Below are 19889 nucleotides of genomic sequence, written 5' to 3' on the forward strand. Positions count from 1 at the left end.
GCCATGATTAATGGGTTTTTTTAATAAAAGATTTAGAAATATTATTGTCCTGGGTATAATAATAGTTCTGTGCGTGATAGTGGCTACTGCTTCTTTTAAGGATTATGCCTTTATTAATTCCGCCAAAATTAAAGTTACTGATTTTTTTAGCCCCATTCAGGAAAAAACATTTAATTTCTTTTTACCGGTAGCCCAATTCCTGGGAGGAGTCAGGGATTATATTAATTTAAGGGATAAATACCTGGCCCTGCAGGCCGAAAACCAGCAGCTTAGAAATGGCTATACCCAAAATATTAACTTAAGGATAGAAAATAATGCCTTGCGCTCTATTTTGGGTATAGAGGCGAGAGAGGACCTGGATCTGCAGGCAGGCAGGGTAATTGGTTATTACCAGAGTAAATGGCAGTCAGAGGTATTGCTGAATATTGGTAGGCAGCAGGGCGTACAAGAAGGCATGGCGGTTATTAATGACGGAGGCCTTATTGGCAGAGTGGTGCTTGCGGGGGACAGAAGCTGCCGGGTTAGGCTCATCAATGATCCCAACAGCAGCATAGGGGCCCGCATACTCACTTCCAGGAGCCTGGGGGTGGTGGAGGGCAGCGCTGATAAAACCATGGAGCTTAACTATATCCCCAAAGAGGAGTTTGTCTATAGTGGAGATATAGTAATAACTGCTGGAGCCAGCCCAGATTTTCCTGCGGAGCTCCTTATTGGAAGAATAAGCCAGGTTACCACCCAGCAAAACGATGCTTACCTGCATATAACCATAGAGCCTTATGCCAATTTAAAAAGCCTGGAATATGTAATGGTAATTAAAGGTGGGAAATAAGCATGAAAGCAGCAACCAAGATCCTTCACCTGGTTATGGTGGCCATGGCCTTGCTGGTTCAGCTGGCTTTTGCAGAATACCTTAAGCTGTATTCTATAAATATGGATCTGGTAATGATTTGCATTATCAGTGTAGCTATTGTGGATGGATATTATTATGGCATAATATATGGCTTTATATTGGGGCTATTGCTAGATTTTATGACAGGAAATATTATAGGAATATATGCTTTAATATATGCCCTTAACGCTTTTATAGCAGCCAGGCTGGTGGAAATGGGTATTAAGAGAAGATTCCCGGTGCTGATATTGATAGTCTTTTTTATAACTGAGATAAACCTGATAATGGAAGCCTTGATCCATTATCTGTTCAATTATGGATTGGACCTGGCTCAATTGGGAAAGGAAATGCTTATAAAGCCATTATACAGCATAGTGCTGTTGTTATTGATTTTTCCCTTGTTTAATTTGGGACAAAATAAGAGGTGGATTTTTGGATTCAAGAGTAAAGAAGAGGCTTAAGGTTGCAGTATACCTAGCGGCAGCGGTTACCGTAGTGCTGGTGTTAAGATTATATTACCTGCAGGTTATGAGCGGGGAAGTTCTGGCCCAGGAAGCCCAGCAGAATATAGTAAGATCACAGACTGTGGCTGCTCCCCGGGGCAATATTTATGACCGTAACGGGGAACTGCTGGTAAAAAGCGTGCCGGTGCAGGCTGTGGCAGTAGAACCCAGGGCTGCCCTAAACAGTGAATTCACCTTGGAGTTTTTAAGTACTAACTTGGGAATTGATTACCAGGATTTGGAGGATAAACTAAAAGGAACCAATATCTCTTACCTGGAAAGAGTTTTATTGGCCCAGGATATCGATAAGGAAACCCTGATTGTGTTTAAGGAAAACCTGGAGGATCTGTCCGGGGTAGAAATTATAGATATATTTGAAAGGGAATACAGTTATGGATACCTGGCTTCCCATATACTGGGCTATACCGGAGAAATCGATGAAGAAAAATTAACTTCAGACCAGTATGAAAGCAGCTATGAAGGGGGCGACCAGATAGGTATTAGCGGTATCGAACAATATTATGAGCAAATCCTTAAAGGGCTCAAGGGAAAAGTTACCTATGAGGTTGACCCTTTGGGAAGGCCGGTCAGTACTATAGAAAAAGTTGATTATATTCCCGGAAACGATATTTATCTCACCCTGGATATCGAGCTTCAGGGTAAAGTGGAGGAGTTTCTGCATAAGGCCATTGATGAGATAAGGCAGAAAGAAGTGGAAGCTGGTTCTGAAGAGCTGTTTAAAGTAACCGGAGGGGCAGCGGTGGTGCTGGAAGCGGATACGGGGGAGGTATTGGCAATGGCCAGCTACCCCACCTATAACCCTGAGGTGTTTATAGGGGGCATATCCAGTAAGGATTGGGCTTTTCTTAATGACCCTGTGAAGGATTACCCCTTAAATAACAGGGCGGTCATGACCTATCCTCCGGGTTCGGTATTCAAGATCGTTACTGCTTATGCCGGTTTATCGGAAGAAGTAATAAATGAAAACAGCAGGGTCAGCTGCAGCGGGACCTGGTATGGCCTGGGCAGAAGTTTTCCTAAGCTTTGCTGGAGAAGGGGAGGACATGGGAGCCTTAATATTTTAGGGGGTATTAAGAATTCCTGTGACAGTTATTTTTATGAAGTGGGCTTAAGGCTGTTTTCCAAATTGGATAATCAGGAAGAATTGCTGCAGCAATATTCCAGGTTATTTGGTTTTGGGAAAAAGACAGGTATAGACCTGCCTTATGAGGATCCGGGAATAGTACCGGACAGGGCTTGGAAAAAAGAGTATTTTAAGAACCAGGTGGAAAAATCAGTATGGTACCCGGGAGATACGGTTAATATGTCCATAGGCCAGGGTGACCTGCTGGTATCACCTCTGCAGATAGCACAGTCTTATATGATTTTGGCCAACCGGGGCAATTATGAGCAGGTACACCTGCTAAAGGATATCAGGGATTATACCGGTGAAGCTTTCCTGCCCATAGAAGTAGGGCAGCATAATGAGCTCAACCTCAACCAGGAATATGTAGATATTATTGAGCAAGGTTTGGGCCTGGTAGTAAGTGAAGGTACTTCTGCCTCCAGGTTTATAGGTTTTCCCTTAAGCGAAATTCCTATTGCCGGTAAAACTGGTACTGCCGAATTTGCCGGCAGGCAGGATTTTGCCTGGTTTGCCAGCTATGCCCCTATGGATGACCCTCAATATGTGGTAGTAGCCATGCTGGAGGAAGCCGGAGGAGGCTCCACCGCGGTTGCTCCCCTGGTAAGAGAAATTTATAGTTATCTATTTAACCTGGATTAAGCCATGATTGAATTTAGCACAAAAGAATTGAATAAGATGGATGGCAAGAGGACTTTAAGGTTTGATATTGTCCTGTTTTTAGTAGTGATAGCTTTATCCTGCTTTGGGCTGTTGATTATATATTCTGCCACCAGGTACAGCCTTCCCAATGGCATAACTGATCCTGCCTACTATTTAAAAAACCAGGGTTACCTGCTGGCTGCCGGTTTTGTGATTTTCTGGATTTTACAGCTAATTAACTACCGGAAATACAGGACCTGGTGGTGGGTCATTTTTTTGGTCAATATAGGCATGCTGGTATCTGTTTTAGTTTTTGGCTATGAAGTGCACGGCTCTAAGAGTTGGATAGATCTTGGATTTTCATCAATCCAGCCTTCAGAGATATCAAAAGTTTTGATGGTAATTACGGTGGCAGCTGTCTTTTCCAGGAGAAAGACGGAAAAAGATAATCGTATAGGTTTTAAAAAAGTTATATTGTCTCTGGTAGTGGCCATGACCAGTATCGTACTGGTGCTGCTGCAGCATGATTTTGGTACTGCTTTAATCTTTTTTCTGGTCTATGCCGGTATGTTGTTTATATCAGGAGCCAACCTGCTGTATCTGGTAGGTCTGTTAGGATTGGGAGGGGGAGCGGTGTTTGCAGCCATAAACAGGGGCATTATAAAGCAGTACCAGCTGGACCGCATACTGGTGTTTGTAAAACCGGATATCCATACCAGCGGGGTGGGATACAATCTTTACCAATCCAAACTGGCCATTGGTTCAGGAGAGATTTGGGGCAAGGGGCTCTTTTTGGGCAAGCAAACCAATTTAAGCTATGTCCCTGAGCACCAGACCGACTTTATATTTTCAGTAATTGGAGAAGAGGTGGGTTTTATAGGGGGCTTTTTAGTAATAGCGGCCCTGGGGCTGGTAATATGGAGATGCCTGGTAATAGCCCAGCGTTCTACCGATCATTTTGGCCGCCTTATCGCTTCGGGCATGGCCTTTGTTTTGCTGACCCAGGTATTGATAAATATAGGTATGACCATGGGTATTATGCCTATTATTGGCATACCTTTGCCTTTCTTAAGTTATGGAGGCAGCAGCCTGGTCAGCCTGTTTATAGGAATAGCACTGGTTGAGAATGTTTATATGAACAGGGAGCTTAGAAAATATCATCAGATAGCATATGAAGAATTTGAATAAAAATGGATAGATTAAAACCGGAACAAATGCAGCTTCTGCTGGAAGGGATTCAAAAACCAGGCAGGTATATTGGTGGAGAAATAGGCTGTAAAAGCAAGTCCTGGGAGCAGATTAAGTCTAATCCCCGGATGGTAATGGCCGCTTTGGCTTTTCCTGATGTTTATGAAATCGGTATGCCTAACCTGGGTATCCATATCCTGTATCAAATCATTAACAGCCAGCCTGGTTTTAATGCAGAAAGGGTTTTTGCCCCCTGGCTGGATTTTGAGCAAAATTTAAGGCAGGCAGGGCTTAAGCTTTTTTCTTTGGAAAACAGAATATTTTTAAACGGTTTTGACCTGATAGGTTTTAGCCTGGCCCATGAGCTGCTGTATACCAATATGCTTAATATGATAGATCTTTCCGGGCTTAAGTTAAGGTCAGGACACAGGCCAGAACAGTTTCCCCTGATATGCGCTGGAGGCCCTGCTGCAGTCAATCCCCAGCCGGTTTCCCCTTTCCTTGATTTTTTATTTGTAGGGGAAGCAGAGGAGGCCATAATTGAAATAATGGAGAGGGTTAAAAGCTATAAGGGCAAAAACCAGGCAAAAAGTGCCTGGCTGAAGGACCTGTCTAAGGTAGAAGGGGTTTATGTGCCTTCAAACTATAAGGTCTATTATCACCCCTGGGGCCAGATTAAGCAGATTGAACCCCAAACCAGGGTTAAGAGAAGGGTGGTTTCGGATTTAGACCAGCATCCCCTGCTAACTGATCCGGTTATTCCCCATATTAAAGTGGTGCATGACCGTTTTGCGGTGGAAATTATGAGGGGCTGCAGCAGGGGCTGCAGGTTTTGCCAGGCAGGCATTATTTATCGTCCGGTTAGGTCCCGGGATGCCAAAACCCTGGCCCGGGAAACTATAAAGGGCTTAAAATCCACCGGTTATGACCAGGTTTCACTGCTGTCTTTGTCCAGTTCTGATTACAGGGACATGGAAAATTTGCTGCTGCCCCTTAGCCAGTATGCCCAAAACCGCAGGGTTTCTATTTCCCTTCCTTCTTTGAGGATGGACAGTTTTGGAATTAAACTGGCAGAGCTGATAAGCGAAGGTAAAAAAACCGGGCTAACTTTTGCCCCTGAAGCCGGCAGCCAGAGAATGAGAGATATTATTGGCAAAAATATTACGGAAACAGAGCTGATGGCTGCCGCTGAACTGGCTTTCAGCAAAGGCTGGGACAGGATAAAACTCTACTTTATGCTGGGGTTTCCCCAGGAAAGCCTGGAGGACTTAAGGGCTATCGGCTCCCTTATCCACAGATTACTGGATACAGGAAAAAGGATTCTGGGCCCCCGGAAGTACAGGAGGCTTAATTTAAATGTTTCAGTCAATGCCTTAATACCCAAACCTTTTACGCCTTTTCAATGGGCAGGCCAGGACCAGCCTGAAACCTTGGAGTACAAGATGTCCTTGATTTCCCGCCAGGTACGCTCCAAGATGGTAAAACTCAGTTGGACTGATTTTAACAAGAGCAAGCTGGAGGCGGTAATGTCCAGGGGGGATACCAGGGTATCTGCGGCCATAGAGGAGGCTTGGCGCCAAGGGGCCAGGTTTGACAATTGGACTGACCTTTTTGACTATGGGCTCTGGGAACAGGCTTTCCGCCAGGTACAGGTAGATATGGATTTTTATTCCTCCCGGCATTACGGCCTGCAGGAGATACTGCCCTGGAGCGTAATAGACATTGGAGTGCCCCGCCGGTTCCTGCTGGCCCAATACCAAAAAGCAAAAAATTATGGAAAAAACACAGATCAGGTTTAAATTTAAAAAAATCGAGGATTACCGGTACCTTTCCCACCTGGATATGGTCCGCTTTATCATAAGGGGCCTAGGGAGGGCAGGAATGGATTTGGAGTACAGCCAGGGTTTTAACCCCAAACCCAAAATAAGTTTCAGCCATCCTACGCCCCTGGGAGTAGAAAGCTGGGCAGAATACGGTGATGTAAACCTGGCTATGCCTTTGGCTGCAGGCGAATTTAAGTCCAGGCTTAATGCTAAGCTAAATTCCCAGCTGATGGTTACCGAAGCCAAGCCTATTGCCCATAAGGTAAAAAGCCTGATGGCAGACATAGGCATAGTGCAATACCGGTTTAGTTTGCAGGGCCTAAAAGATTTGGCCAGCACGGGAGACAGCCTTAAACAGGATATCATGGGGGCTGAAGACATAAAGTCGTCTTTATACCGGCTAAAGATAGAGCAGGGAGAAGATAATTTTTACCTATTAAATTTGTATGGGTATGTTAAAATCTTTAAAAAGAAAAATAATGCAATATTTAAATATAATTATTTTTATGATTATTTTATAGGTATTGCTGAAAAATATAATGTAAATATTCATTCTATAGTAAAACAGGAGATGTATATTGAACAAGAGGGGGCACTTCTGTTGCCTATGGACATAATTTAAGTAAGGAGCTTGTTAAGAAATTGAAGAAAGAAATGCTTGTTAGTTCTGATAAGAACGAGACCAGGGTTGCTATCCTGGAGTCAAGCCGGGTAGTCCAGCTTTATTTTGACCGTAAAATAAAGAAATCACTGGTGGGAAATATTTATATGGGCAAGGTAAAAAATGTCCTTCCCAGCCTGGATGCTGCTTTTGTGGATATTGGAGTGGACCGTAATGCCTTCCTGTATGTCAATGAAGTGGATTTTGACTTGGATTTTGATGATAAGGAAGTGAAGCCTAAAAAAATCCAGCATGTGCTGAAACCCAACCAGAATATTATGGTACAGGTTACCAAGGACCCTATGAAGAGCAAAGGTGCCCGGTTAACTACCTATGTATCCCTGCCGGGCAGATACCTGGTACTGGCCCCCTTTAATGATGGGGTGGGAGTATCCAGGAAACTGCCTGGTGAAGAAAGGGACCGGTTAAGGGCCATAGCTGCTGAAATCAGGCCCAAGGATTTTGGCTTGATAGTAAGGACTGCGGCCCGGGATGCTACCAATTATCAGTTAAAGAAGGACTTAAAACAGTTATTAAAGATGTGGAAGAGTATAGAGCGAAGGGCGGCCAGGGCCAATAAACCGACCCTTCTGTCTGAAGAGCAGTTTATAGTCATTAAGCTGCTAAGGGATATTTTCAGTGATGAATTTACTGCTATTTATGTGGACAGCAAGGTAGTAAAAAGAGAAATTCAGCGCTATATCAAAAGTATAGGCTCCAAATTTAGCGATATCATTGTCCATCAAGGCTCAGATGAATTATTCGAAACCTTTAATGTAAATGAAGTAATTGAAAGTGCCTTGGAAAGGAAAGTGTGGCTTAAATCTGGCGGCTTTATAGTGATTGATTACGGGGAAGGCCTTACTTCCATTGATGTAAATACCGGAAAGTATACTTCAGGGAAAAATTCCAACCAGACCATACTGAGAACCAACCTGGAGGCTGCCGAGGCTATTACCAGCCAGCTAAGGTTGAGGGATATAGGGGGCCTTATTGTTATAGATTTTATAGATATGTCCAATGAGAGGGATAAAAGAAAAGTATTGAACAAGTTTAACCAGTGCCTGGAAAACGACCGTACTAAAAATGAGGTATTAAATTTTTCCAAATTTGGCCTGATAGAAATGACCAGGAAAAATGTATCTGATGGAATTCTGGGCACATTATGCAAAGTTTGTCCCCGTTGCCAGGGCATGGGTTATGTTAAAAGTGAAGAGACTTTAAGGCTGGAGATAGAAAGGAAAATCAGGAAGTTGGCTAAAGCCAGCAAGGAAAAGGCTTTTCTGGTGAGGCTGAATTCTACCATCGCTGCCCTTATTATTGGACAGGGAGGGAAAAACTTAAAGAATCTGGAGAATATCACCAAGAAATATATTGCGGTCACCGGCGACGATAATTTACCCTTGGATGCTTTCATAGTAGAAGAGGAAGGATCGGTGGACTATATACAGAAAGTGGCTAAGCCGTTTGGTATAGGGGATAGGCTGGACCTGGTAGTAGAGGAGCCTTATCTGCATAACAAGAATGATGCCTTATCCAGGGTAGAAGGATATGTAGTCCAGATTTTGGATGGGCAAAAGCATATGGGCCAAAAAGTCAGGGTAGAGATCAAGTCCATATCCAAAACCAGTGCGGTAGCGGTAATAATAGGGTAGATAAATACCTTGCTTAAAACGGATATAATATATATAATCTAATTCGCTTAAAAATTTAAGGCAAAGAAGCCTTTTATATAATGCAAAGAAGCATCTTTTGCTGAACCAATTTGGTTCAAGTGAGGGATGCTTTTTTTATTTTTTAGGGATTATTTTTTTAAAGGAGTAGTTATGCTGAAAACAGAAAAAAATGTGTGGACCATGACCCAGGAAAGAATTGACCAGATTATGGAATTGCTGAACTTAAAGCAGGGCATCAGAAAATATTTAAGGGAGCCCAGAAGGGTTATAGAAGTTTCAGTTAAGGTGCCCATGGATGATGGAGAGATTGATGTATTTAGGGGTTACAGGGTACAGCATAACTCCGACCGGGGTCCGACTAAGGGGGGATTGAGGTTCAGCCCGACAGTTACCCTGGATGACGTGAAAGCCCTGGCCATGCTGATGACTTTAAAGACAGCAGTAGTGGATGTGCCGTTTGGAGGAGCCAAAGGTGGGGTTACAGTTAATCCCAAACAGCTTTCCCAGAGGGAACTGGAAGCTTTGTCCAGGCAGTTTATATTGGAATTATCACCAAACATAGGGGTGGATACCGATATACCTGCCCCGGATGTAGGCACTAACCCCCAGATCATGGCCTGGATGGCTGATGCCTACAGCATACAGCAAGGCCACTTTGTGCCTGGTATTGTGACTGGGAAGCCTTTGGAGCTGGGAGGTTCACAGGTAAGGGATGAAGCTACTTCTGCCGGGGTTGTATTTACCATTCTTTCAGCTTTAAACCAGCTGGGTATGGAAAATGGGGGGCTGACTGTAGCTATACAGGGTTATGGTAATGCAGGCTATCATTGCGCCCGGATATTAGGGGACCTGGGCTTTAAAATTATTGCTGTAAGCGATTCTGGAGGGGCTATCTATAATCCTGATGGCCTGGACCCCCAGGAAGTACTGTCCCATAAGAATATAAACCGTACTGTTTGCGATTATGCCCACTGCGAACCGATAGATGCCGGACAGCTTCTGGAGCTGGATTGCGATATCCTTATCCCTGCAGCTTTGGAAAACCAGATAGATGAGCACAATGCTGCTAATATTAAAGCTAAAATTATTGCAGAGGCTGCTAATGCCCCTGTGACTCCTGAAGCGGATAAGATCCTCCATCAAAACGATATTCTAATCATTCCCGATATGCTCTGTAATGCGGGGGGAGTAACCGTATCATATTTTGAATGGGTACAGAACTGCCAGTCCTATTACTGGACCTACCGGGAAGTCAATGCCCGGCTTAAAAGCGTAATGGAGAATGCCTTCAACCAGGTGTATCAATTGGCCCAGGACCGTAAGGTGGACATGAGGACTGCGGCCGGCATGCTGGCAGTAAAAAGAGTGGCAGATGCAGTAAGCCTTAAAACTACCCGCTCCCAGTGCTATATGTAAATTAAATCTGGCGGGGCCCCGGCAGCTTTTTCTGCCGGGGCTTTTATTTTATAATAAGGGAAAGGTAAATTTGGAGAAAGGCTTAAATGAATATTGTTTTTTTGGATTCTGATACAATTTCCCTTAAGGGGGATGTAGACTTCTCACCCCTTAGCAGGAGGGGCAATTTCATATGCGGTCACCTAACTGCCAAAGACAACCCGGTGGACTTAGCCCGGGGAGCGGAGGTAGTGGTCACCAATAAAATAGTTTTAGATAAAAAAGCTATAAGCCAGCTGCCTGAACTAAAGCTGATATGCGTTATTGCCACCGGCTTTAATAATGTGGATGTTAAGGCAGCCGGAGCCAGTAAAAAATATGTAAGCAATGTGCCCGGTTATGCCCAGTATTCAGTAAGCCAGCATACTTTTGCCCTTATCCTTAATTTATTTACCAGCTGCCACCGGTACCTAAGGGATGTAGAGGAAGGGTTATGGTCAAAATCCAATACCTTTAACCTGCTAAACTATCCCGGCCTGGAACTTTATAAAAAGACCCTGGGTATTATAGGGTTTGGAGCCATAGGCAGGGCGGTAGCAGACCTAGCCCTGGCTTTTGGCATGGATGTTTTGGTTTACAGCCGTAGTTTTGTGCCAGGTAAAGGTATAAACAGTACAGATCTGGAAACCTTGCTTAAAGAGTCTGATGTAGTATCCATACATTGTCCCTTAACCCAGGAAACTACCAACCTTATTTCTGCCCGGGAACTAAAATTGATGAAGAATTCATCTATACTTATCAATACAGCCAGGGGAGGTATAGTAAATGAAGCAGATTTAGCCCGGGCCTTAAAAGAAGGACAAATAGCAGGGGCAGGGCTTGATGTTTTGAGCCAGGAGCCGCCTAACCAGGACAATCCCCTTCTGGCTCCAGGCCTTAATGCGATAATTACTCCCCATTGCGCCTGGTCTACCCGGGAAGCCAGACAGAGGCTGGTAGATATAACTGGAGAAAATATACTGGCCTATCAGCAAGGCAAACCCATAAACTTGGTATCCTAACCACTATTTCCTAATTTATAATCTAAACCATCAATCCTGGGCGGAGCACGCCTAAAAAATTAATTTATCTATTTACATAAATACATAAATATATTATTATGTAAATAATTAAAAGGATAAATTAATGAAAAGCAGAGCAGCCTTAATAATTAAACAAAGAATCTGGGGAATCCTGTTTATAGGAATAGCCCTGGTTATGGGATTATTGATTTTCTGGTACATCAATAACCTTAAACTAAAAATCCCGTCGGGGGATGAGGCCAAGCAGGTGGTAATTGCCAGCTGCGACCTGTCTGCAGGACAAACCATAGAGCAGGATATGGTCCAGCTTCAAGATATTCCCCCCATAATCTATAGCGAAAGGGCAATTGTTGATATCCAGGAAGCAATTGGCAGGGAATGCCTGCATGATTTAAGGCAGGGAGAAATAATTTATGCTGAACATATCTGGGGTTCAGCTGAGGGAGATAACAGCAGCTATTGTTCCTACATCCCCCCTTCTAAAAGGCTTATAACTGTACCTGTAAGCTACTGGGGACCGGCTGAACTTCTAAGGCCGGGGGAGAGGGTGGATATTGTCTCTGTATATCATCAGCCTGACCATCAGGAGATGTTTTGCCAGACCATTGTATCCTATCAGGAAATGGTAATGGTGGACCCCGGCAGCCAGGATGATTCTGGCCAGGATTTATGGCCGGAAAAAATAACCGGCGGTTATGGGAATCATTCTGTGTTTACAGTTTCTTTTTATGCTTCCCCCCAGCAGGTGGAAGACTTGTTTTTAGCCATGGAGAGGGGCACCCTGAATTTATCTATCTGCCCCCGGAAACTATTTAATTTTTAGAAAGGATTTTAATATGAACAGCCAGAGCATATTGGTGACCGGCGCCAAGGGAGGCTGCGGCACCAGTTTCATAGGTTACAGCCTGGCCGCTTATTATGCGGTTAAAAAGGAAGTAAATGTATTGCTGCTGGACCTGGATTATGGCTCGGCCAGCAGCAGGGTGGTCTTTGATATACAGGACAGCAAGCATAAGCACTGGGGGTACCTTAAGGGGAAGCCTGAAGATATTGATATTACTTTATTGAAGAACCTGGTTATAAATACTGAATACAGCCTTAACCTTATATTGCCGCCATTGGACATAAAAGAAGATGCAATTTTGAATTTAGGGCAGCTGCTGGCCAGCCTCAAGCAATATTTTCAAATAATAGTCATAGACATGCCATCCTGCCAGCTAAATTTGTATGGGGACCTTTGGCTGGAACAGGTAGAAAGGATAATAGCAGTATCCAGTCCCACCCTGATATCTGTAAAAAACTTAAACCACATGATTTCCAGCATACAAGAGGTAAAAGGAAATCCTGATATTGAGGTAGTGATTAACCGCTATAACCAGAAGCCCTCCTTGTCGCCTACTTTGATAAACAGCTATCTCAATTATCCCATTAATTCCTTTATACCTTATGACCGGGACATTGAGCATTTGTTTTTAAACCAGGGCCCGGCACCTATGTTTAAATACAACTTAAGGATCACCACTAGTATTATCAGCTTGGCTGATTGCTTATATGAGGAACTGGAGTATGTATAACCACCTGCTGGAAAAAATAAATTTTAAGGATTTACGGCATATAAGCGGTTTGCAAAGGCAAAAAATGATAAGGAACGCTGTTAAGGAGATATCACGGAAGGAAAAACTGATAATTACAGAAAAAGAAATTGATTTGCTGGCAGAAGAAATATACCTGGACAGTTTTGAATTCGGGCCCATAAGCTGCTTGATGTCAGACCCTGAAGTCACGGAGGTAATGATCAATGATTTTAACCAGGTGCATGTGGAAAGGAATAATGAAATTATCAAAACCGGTATTGTTTTTCGAAGCCACAGCCATTTAAAAAATATAGTAGATAAAATATTGAGCCCCCTGGGGCTAAGGGTGGATGAGAGTTTTCCCATGGTGGATGCCAGGTTAAAAGACGGTTCCCGGATAAATGTAATCATTTCCCCGGTATCAGTAAACCCCATGGTAGTTACCATAAGGAAGTTCAGGCAAAATATACTGGGGGTAGATGATTTAATAAGATTGGGAATGTTAAATCAGGATACAGCCCAATTCTTACGGAGCCAGGTAGAAAAGAAGGCAAACATTATGATCTCAGGGGGAACTTCTACCGGCAAAACCACTTTGCTTAATATTTTGTCCAACTTTATTTCTGCACAGGAAAGGATAGTAACCATCGAAGACACATTGGAGTTAAAACTCAACCTCCCCCATGTGATAAGGCTGGAATCCAAACCGGCCAACCTGGAAGCGAAAGGGGCGGTAACCATACGCCAGCTGGTTAAGAATTCGCTGCGTATGAGGCCTGACCGGATTATTGTAGGGGAAATAAGGGGGCCGGAAGCCATAGATGTACTGCAGGCCATGAATACGGGGCATAACGGATCCTTGTCTACCCTTCATGCTAATTCCTGCCCAGATATGTTGTCCAGGCTGGAAACTCTGCTGCTGGTAAACAATTTTAACCTGACTGATGCCTCGGTTAAGAGAATTATTGCCTCTGCCTTGGATCTGGTGATCCATCTGGAAAAAAGAAAGGGGAAAAAAGTGGTGGATAATATTAGTAAAATAATTTTTTCTCCCGCCAAGAATAAGCTGCATACCGTTCCGGTTTACCACCGGGAAAACATCGATGGGCAGGGAGGTTTGCAGACTCAATGATTGCCTGGTTAAACAAAACAGGTCCCCTGTTTATTTCTGGACTGGCAGTAATGTTAGGGGCATTGCTGTATGCTGCTTTAAAAAATTTTAAAATGGCACAAAAATTGAAGGCTGGCTCCAACCAGCCGTACAGGCTGCCCCAAAAATTTAACCTGATGGCCGCAGTAGAAGCTTTTAGCCGCCATAAAAAGATTTATATGGCTGTCTTGGCCCTGTCTTTTATGCTGTTATTTTATACAGTATTCGGCCATTGGGTATTTTCTGCCATACTGGCTGTCTGCCTGTCGGTAGCGGTTAATGAGTTCATGGCTAATATAAGGAGAAAAAACCACCATGCACTGCATGAGCAGGCTATCAGCTTCATAAGCTATATGATACTTATGCTTAGGGCTAAAAAGACTATCAGGCAAATATTTAAAAGTTACCTGGACCATTCACAAAAACCATTGAAAACCTATTTGGAGATTATGGTTAATGAGCTGGAATTTAATTTATCTTTAAACCAAGCGCTGGATAATTTCAGCAACCGCTGCTGTACCAGGGAAATAAGGCTTCTGTCCAGTGCATTAAAAATAAATGACCGCATCGGGGGGAATTTGATATTTGTGCTGGAAAATATAAGCGACTCCTTAAAGCAGAGCCTGCAGGTTAAATCCAGGGCTGATACCTTGACCTTCCAGAGCAGGTTTTCTGCCATCATTATTTCACTGTTTCCCATTGCTGCTTTAGCCGGCCTGTACTTTTTTATGGGAAGCACAGTAAAAGACTTTTTTGAACTGCAAGTATCCAACATAGTACTGATAGTGGGAGGATTGCTGGAAATAGCTGGAATCATAACCATAAAGAAGATACTGGGGGCAAGTCAATAATGGCAATGGTGGTAATGCTGTATGCGGCTTTTTGTGTCTCTTTGGGTGCTGCATTCCTGGCCTTTTTTAAAAAAAAGCCGCAAGCCGGCAACAGGCAAAAATCAGTTACCTGGAAGGGCTGGAACCGGTTTATGTCCTGGCTGGGTAGAAAAAGCAAAATCAAGTTCGATGCCCCGCCGCAACAAAAGCTTAATGCCATGCTGCTAAAAACCAGAGGGATGACAGCGGCATCTTTTAGGGGCTACCAGGTATTTCTGGCAGTAATGATGTCAGCGGCTGCCCTTATAATGGTAAAAGGTTATGCTGCCAAGATAGGGTTGATGATGGCAGGTTTTTGGGCTGGTTTTGCCCTCCCCGCTATAGTGCTAAGGCAGAACATCCAGGCCATAAACCGGGATATTTTACTGGATCTTCCCTATATACTGGATCTTTTGTACATAGCTACCCTGGCCGGCCAGAATATCTATAGGGCGGTAAATATCATGACCCAGAACTACGAAGGCCGCATAAGTGAAGAATTTAGGGGTTTTATCCAGGATATCGACTTGGGCCGGGGTAAAGAGGCTGCTTATCAAAACTTAATAGGCAGTCCCAACCCCCAGCAGTTTAAACATACCCTGGTGCTGCTTAATGTGGCAGAAGACTGCGGCAGCAATATTTCAGAAATACTGGCACAAAAGTCCAAACAGTTAAAGTTTGAAATATCCCAGCAGGCAGAAAGAAAATCAAGAAGGGCTTCCCTCCTTATATTATTCCCCCTGGCTTTTCTGATACTCCCATCCTTTATGTTGATGGTGGGCGGCCCCCTGCTTTTTTCGCTGGGTGGAGAATTTATCAAGTTCTAATTTGGAAAGGAGGTGAGGCAAGCTGGATAAAACAGTTAGAAAGGAGGTGAAAATGATAACCAAGGCAAAGCTTATTTGCCAGAAAGGACAGTCAACATTGGAATATGCCCTGGTGGTGGTAATTGCAGGCATAATCAGTGCCGTGCTGGTTTCAGTGGGCAAACCAATGGTTATTGAAATTATTTCCAATGTATTTGGAAAGATAGCAGAGATGGTATAAGGAAAGGAGTGACAGCTAAAATGTTTAGGAGAAATAGGGAGGGACAAGCCAGCCTAGAAATGGTACTGGTAATGCCCCTGCTGTTTACCATCATTTTAGCTGTCACCCAGGTCGGCCATATGGTTTATGTACAGAATACTATAGAACAGGCCAGCCGGGAAGCGGTCCGGGTTGCAGCTACCCAAAACAATATGGACCGGGCCCGGCAAACTGCTGCTGCCATCTGCCAATCTCTGGGTGATGGCAGGTTAAAAGTGGATATAACCCATTCCGGTAATGGTATGCCCGGTATAGGGGATATGGTTACGGTAACAGTAATTTACAGCTATGGGGGCATAGCTAATATTATTAGGAATTTATGGCAAAGATCATTAAATATAGAAGCCAGCAGCATGATGAGGATAGAATGCGAACGGAAAGAGGAAATATATCACTGATATTCCTATCAGCAGCAGTAGTGGTGTTGATAGTTTTGATGCTGCTTTTTGACTTGTGCCGGGTATTTGCAGCCCGGGAAAGGACCAAGAATGCTTCAGATGCGGTGGTATTGGCCGTAGCCCAGGATTTGATTTATTTTAACCAGCAAGAACGCTGGGCATTAGCGGAAGAAGTAGTATGTTTTTACGGCTGCAGCCTGGTCTCCCTTTCTGTTGGCTATGATGGGGTGGAGGCTGAAGTAAAAAGAGAGGTAAACCTGGTCCTGGTAGATAGAATTATTCCAGGCACGGGCACGGTGTACTCCAAGTCCAGGTCAGAGGTGGTTTATCCCTGGGACATTAGGTTTAACTATTGCGATTATTATAAATTTGATTATAGGGAGGACTAATGGACGATTTAAACCGTATATTTGTATTAGGTAATCTTACCAAGGATCCTGAGCTTTGCTATACCCAGGAGGAGAAGCCTTATGCGGAGCTTACTATCGCTACTAACCAGTATTGGAAGGATTCCAGCGGGCAGGACAGGGATTCGGTAGAATTTATAAGGGTGACCTGCTGGAACAGGTTAGCTGAAAACTGCGCCAGCAGCCTGCATAAGGGAGAAAGGATTATGGCGGCAGGCCATATAAGGTTCAGGAGCAAAAAAGAGGAAGAGAATCAGAAAGGAGGAATATTTTTAATAGCAGATGCGGTAGCGGCCAGCCTGGAGTTTAACCGGCTGGTGGTGGCTTCCAACCAGTAAGGCTGGGTTTTGCTGGCAGATAAAGAAAAATAAGGGTGGAATACCGGCCAAATTTTTCTTGGAAAACCCAAATCCGCTGTAAAGGGCAGTGCCAGGGCAAGATATTGTTCTCTAGCTCCTGGGAAAGCAAGATTCATGGCGGCGGAAGGGCTAGCAGCGGGGAAAGAGCTTTATGGCCCGGGCACGGTGCAGGCCTGCATCAAGGTAATAGAAGGTAAAATATTTATATTCTAAGCCAGGCCCTATAAGTTGCTGGTCCCTGATGGGTTTAATTGACAACCCCTATTAAACTTACTATTATGGGACTGGTTTAGAATTAACTATTAGAATGATATGCAGGTGGGAATCATAGGGTTGCCCAATGTGGGCAAGTCTACTATTTTTAATGTTATTACCAAGGCCAATGCGGTGGTTGCCAACTATCCTTTCTGTACCATAGAACCCAATACCGGGGTAATAAGTGTGGCAGACAACATGCTGGAAGGGTTATCCAAAATAGGGGAATCGGCCAAATTGACTTTTGCTTCCATACAATTTATGGATATAGCGGGATTAGTACAAGGAGCCAGCAGGGGAGAAGGGCTGGGAAATAAATTTTTATCCCATATAAGGGAAGCAGACATAGTGGTGCATGTGGTAAGATGTTTTACTGATAACAATATTGCCAGCCAGGGCCCGGTAGACCCGGTGGCAGATGCCCAAACCGTGAATGCTGAGTTATTACTAGCTGACCTGGAAACACTGCAAAGGGCCCGGGAAAAGCTCAAATCAGCAGCCAGGACCGGCGATAAACAGGCGGCAAAATACCTGGATTATTCGCAGGAATTGGCTGACAGGTTAAACCAGGAAGAAAAAGCTGATACTGCCAGCTGGCCCCAGGATGCAGCAGATTGGTTAAGCCAGCTTAACCTGTTGAGCCTAAAACCGGTAATATATGTGGCCAATATGGATGAGACAGATCAAAGCAGGCAGTACTTTGAAAAACTGGCAGTATGGGCAGGGCTGGAAAATACAGTCAAATTCTATGCACAGCTGGAGTGGGAGCTGGCGGATGTAGATGCGGAAGAAAGGCAGCAGTATGTACAGGAGCTGGGCATCGAAGGCGGGCCTGAACTGCTGGTTAACCGCTGTTACCGCTTGTTGGATTTGATTACTTTTTATACCATAAATAAGAATGAAGCCAGGGCCTGGCCCTTAAAGAAGCAAAGCAAGGCTATCCAGGCCGCAGGCAAGATACATACGGATATGCAAAAGGGTTTTATAAGGGCGGAAGTAATTTCAGCAGAGGAGCTGCTAAAACTGGGTTCTTTTACCAAGGCCAGGGAAACAGGAAAGCTCCGGCTGGAAGGCCGGGATTATATAGTAAAAGACAGGGATGTAATACAGGTAAGGTTCGCAGTATAGGCAGAAGGGGAGGGCAATTTGACCATTAGGCGTTCTGATTATGAAAATTATGATTACCGTGAATTCTGGAGCGGACAAAAAAGGCTGTATGAAGATACTTCTGAAAAGCTGGCTTTAAAAAAAATGATGACCAAAGACAGCCCCAATAATTCTGTTTTCGCTGATGTGGGATGCGGTTATGGAAGGCTGTTTAGCCTGTATGAGAATTTTTCTACCATTATATTGATCGACTATTCCTTAAAGAATCTGCATATTGCTAAAAACAATATTGCCAAATATCTTAACTATAATCCCGGGCGGTTGGCTTCCATTCATTTTATAGCAGCTGATGCGTCCAGGCTTCCCTTAAGGGAGGCAACGGTTGATACCCTTCTTTCAGTGAGGCTGGTGCACCATCTCCCCCAGCCTGAACTGTATTTCAAGCAGGCAGCAAGGGTGCTTAAACCGGAGGGAACCTATATTTTGGAATTTGCCAATAAAAGAAACAGCAAGAATATCATAAGGGCTATGCTGGGCAAAATGGATACTTCTCCCTTTAGTTTGACCCCATCCAGAATAGGGGAAACCATACAGAATTATCACCCCCGCTACATTAAGGATATTCTTAACCGGAACGGTTTTAAGATAATCAGGCGCCTGAGCGTGTCCAATTTCAGGCTGCAGGCCATAAAAAGGGTTGTTCCCTTGAAATTGCTGATGTTTTTAGAGGATATATATCAAAATGCCTTCTCTTTTATAAACCTGGGGCCCAGTATTTTCCTAAAATCAGTATTAGAGAAGCCCCGGAATATGGAACACGGCAACCAATGGCCCCAAATGCTGGCCTGTCCCCATTGCGGAAACCCTGGTTTGGATTTTTACCCCCAGCAGGTAAAGTGCCGGGGCTGTAAAAAAATTTACCCGGTAGAAGAAGGCATCTATAATTTTAGGGTGGGCTAATGTATTGCCAAAATCAAATTAATTTGTTACAATTGTGCTACAAACTATAATTAAAGCTTTTAACCATGAATGACATCATAGAACAGAAGGTTTATTCGGAAGGGGTTATTTCCCGCCTTTCACAATACTTAAAATGCATTGTCCAGCTAAAAGAGCAGGGCAAGAGAACGGTGACCAGCAAAGAGATTAGCCGAAGCACCAAGATAAACAGTGCCGAGGTGAGAAGGGATTTAATCTATTTCGGCATTAAGGGCAAAAGAGGGGTAGGGTTTAACATTGATGAACTGATTACTGCCTTTAACCGTATATTGGGTTATGACAAAGTAGTCAGGTTAGTGTTGATTGGCGCTGGAAATTTAGGAAAGGCAATCCTTAACTATGAGATTCTTAACCGGTTTGGATTCAGGGTAGAAAATGTATTTGACAATGATAAGCGGGTAATAGGCACTACTATTTCTGGTCATGAAGTGCTGGATATATATAAGATAAAGGAAATCATAACCGGGAAAGGCATAGAGATTGCTATCTTAGCAGTTCCTCCCCATTCAGCCCAGAAAGTTACTGACATGCTGGTGGAGTCTGGTATAAAAGTAATAATAAACTATACCTCGGTGCCGGTAAAAGCGCCTCCCCATATAAATATACAAACTACAGACCCTATTGAAAAATTACTCCATACTCTGTATTATTTATCCCATATCGGTTACGCCAAGTAATAGAC

Annotated in this window: 21 protein-coding genes; all 21 read left to right on the forward strand. The window is 43.8% G+C overall.

Annotated elements, in window-relative coordinates; genetic code table 11:
• Window positions 1-10 precede the first annotated feature (10 nt).
• The 21 genes from mreC to PHN32_04405 all read left to right on the forward strand — a co-directional run bounded on the left by mreC (window position 11) and on the right by PHN32_04405 (window position 19884).
• Window positions 11-829, forward strand: coding sequence for a rod shape-determining protein MreC (gene mreC / locus PHN32_04305; GenBank protein MDD3776806.1), 819 nt, complete (start codon window positions 11-13; stop codon window positions 827-829).
• Window positions 830-831: 2 nt separating this feature from the next.
• The gene (gene mreD, locus PHN32_04310; GenBank protein MDD3776807.1) at window positions 832-1350 is read left to right on the forward strand and encodes a rod shape-determining protein MreD; all 519 of its coding nucleotides are present in this window, start codon (window positions 832-834) and stop codon (window positions 1348-1350) included.
• Window positions 1322-3178 carry a penicillin-binding protein 2 gene (mrdA, locus tag PHN32_04315; GenBank protein ID MDD3776808.1) on the forward strand — a complete coding sequence of 619 codons (1857 nt, stop codon included), beginning with the start codon at window positions 1322-1324 and terminating at the stop codon, window positions 3176-3178. Before mreD ends, mrdA begins: the two co-directional genes overlap by 29 nt.
• 3 nt (window positions 3179-3181) lie before the next feature.
• On the forward strand, window positions 3182-4366 hold the full coding sequence (gene rodA, locus PHN32_04320; protein ID MDD3776809.1) for a rod shape-determining protein RodA: 1185 nt from the start codon (window positions 3182-3184) through the stop codon (window positions 4364-4366).
• Window positions 4367-4368: 2 nt separating this feature from the next.
• On the forward strand, window positions 4369-6165 hold the full coding sequence (locus PHN32_04325) for a TIGR03960 family B12-binding radical SAM protein (protein ID MDD3776810.1): 1797 nt from the start codon (window positions 4369-4371) through the stop codon (window positions 6163-6165).
• Complete coding sequence (locus PHN32_04330; protein MDD3776811.1) at window positions 6140-6811, forward strand: TIGR03936 family radical SAM-associated protein; 672 nt, start codon at window positions 6140-6142, stop codon at window positions 6809-6811. Before PHN32_04325 ends, PHN32_04330 begins: the two co-directional genes overlap by 26 nt.
• A gap of 20 nt (window positions 6812-6831) precedes the next feature.
• Window positions 6832-8505, forward strand: a complete 1674-nt coding sequence (locus tag PHN32_04335) for an Rne/Rng family ribonuclease (GenBank protein ID MDD3776812.1) — start codon at window positions 6832-6834, stop codon at window positions 8503-8505.
• 171 nt (window positions 8506-8676) lie between these two features.
• Entirely contained in the window at window positions 8677-9942 is a 1266-nt protein-coding gene (locus tag PHN32_04340) for a Glu/Leu/Phe/Val dehydrogenase (GenBank protein ID MDD3776813.1), read from the forward strand.
• 86 nt (window positions 9943-10028) lie between these two features.
• The gene (locus PHN32_04345) at window positions 10029-10982 is read left to right on the forward strand and encodes a D-2-hydroxyacid dehydrogenase (protein ID MDD3776814.1); all 954 of its coding nucleotides are present in this window, start codon (window positions 10029-10031) and stop codon (window positions 10980-10982) included.
• Window positions 10983-11106: 124 nt separating this feature from the next.
• Window positions 11107-11826, forward strand: a complete 720-nt coding sequence (cpaB, locus tag PHN32_04350) for a Flp pilus assembly protein CpaB (protein MDD3776815.1) — start codon at window positions 11107-11109, stop codon at window positions 11824-11826.
• A gap of 13 nt (window positions 11827-11839) precedes the next feature.
• On the forward strand, window positions 11840-12577 hold the full coding sequence (locus PHN32_04355; GenBank protein ID MDD3776816.1) for an AAA family ATPase: 738 nt from the start codon (window positions 11840-11842) through the stop codon (window positions 12575-12577).
• Window positions 12570-13709 (forward strand): CpaF family protein, encoded by a 1140-nt coding sequence (locus PHN32_04360; GenBank protein MDD3776817.1) that lies wholly within the window; start codon window positions 12570-12572, stop codon window positions 13707-13709. The genes PHN32_04355 and PHN32_04360 overlap by 8 nt, the downstream gene beginning before the upstream one ends.
• A complete protein-coding gene (locus PHN32_04365; GenBank protein ID MDD3776818.1) occupies window positions 13706-14578 on the forward strand; it encodes a type II secretion system F family protein in 873 nt (290 codons plus the stop codon). The genes PHN32_04360 and PHN32_04365 overlap by 4 nt, the downstream gene beginning before the upstream one ends.
• The gene (locus PHN32_04370) at window positions 14578-15423 is read left to right on the forward strand and encodes a type II secretion system F family protein (protein ID MDD3776819.1); all 846 of its coding nucleotides are present in this window, start codon (window positions 14578-14580) and stop codon (window positions 15421-15423) included. The genes PHN32_04365 and PHN32_04370 overlap by 1 nt, the downstream gene beginning before the upstream one ends.
• 52 nt (window positions 15424-15475) lie before the next feature.
• On the forward strand, window positions 15476-15643 hold the full coding sequence (locus tag PHN32_04375; protein MDD3776820.1) for a hypothetical protein: 168 nt from the start codon (window positions 15476-15478) through the stop codon (window positions 15641-15643).
• 20 nt (window positions 15644-15663) lie between these two features.
• On the forward strand, window positions 15664-16080 hold the full coding sequence (locus PHN32_04380; GenBank protein MDD3776821.1) for a TadE/TadG family type IV pilus assembly protein: 417 nt from the start codon (window positions 15664-15666) through the stop codon (window positions 16078-16080).
• Window positions 16050-16469: a pilus assembly protein TadG-related protein gene (locus PHN32_04385; GenBank protein ID MDD3776822.1), complete on the forward strand. Its 420-nt coding sequence runs from the start codon at window positions 16050-16052 to the stop codon at window positions 16467-16469. The genes PHN32_04380 and PHN32_04385 overlap by 31 nt, the downstream gene beginning before the upstream one ends.
• Entirely contained in the window at window positions 16469-16825 is a 357-nt protein-coding gene (locus PHN32_04390) for a single-stranded DNA-binding protein (protein ID MDD3776823.1), read from the forward strand. Before PHN32_04385 ends, PHN32_04390 begins: the two co-directional genes overlap by 1 nt.
• Window positions 16826-17158: 333 nt before the next feature.
• Window positions 17159-18229, forward strand: a complete 1071-nt coding sequence (ychF, locus tag PHN32_04395) for a redox-regulated ATPase YchF (protein ID MDD3776824.1) — start codon at window positions 17159-17161, stop codon at window positions 18227-18229.
• Window positions 18230-18247: 18 nt separating this feature from the next.
• Entirely contained in the window at window positions 18248-19168 is a 921-nt protein-coding gene (locus tag PHN32_04400; GenBank protein ID MDD3776825.1) for a methyltransferase domain-containing protein, read from the forward strand.
• 65 nt (window positions 19169-19233) lie between these two features.
• Window positions 19234-19884, forward strand: coding sequence for a redox-sensing transcriptional repressor Rex (locus tag PHN32_04405; GenBank protein ID MDD3776826.1), 651 nt, complete (start codon window positions 19234-19236; stop codon window positions 19882-19884).
• Window positions 19885-19889: the final 5 nt, after the last annotated feature.

It is taken from the genome of Actinomycetota bacterium (assembly GCA_028698215.1).
GTDB lineage: Bacteria > Actinomycetota > Humimicrobiia > Humimicrobiales > Humimicrobiaceae > Halolacustris.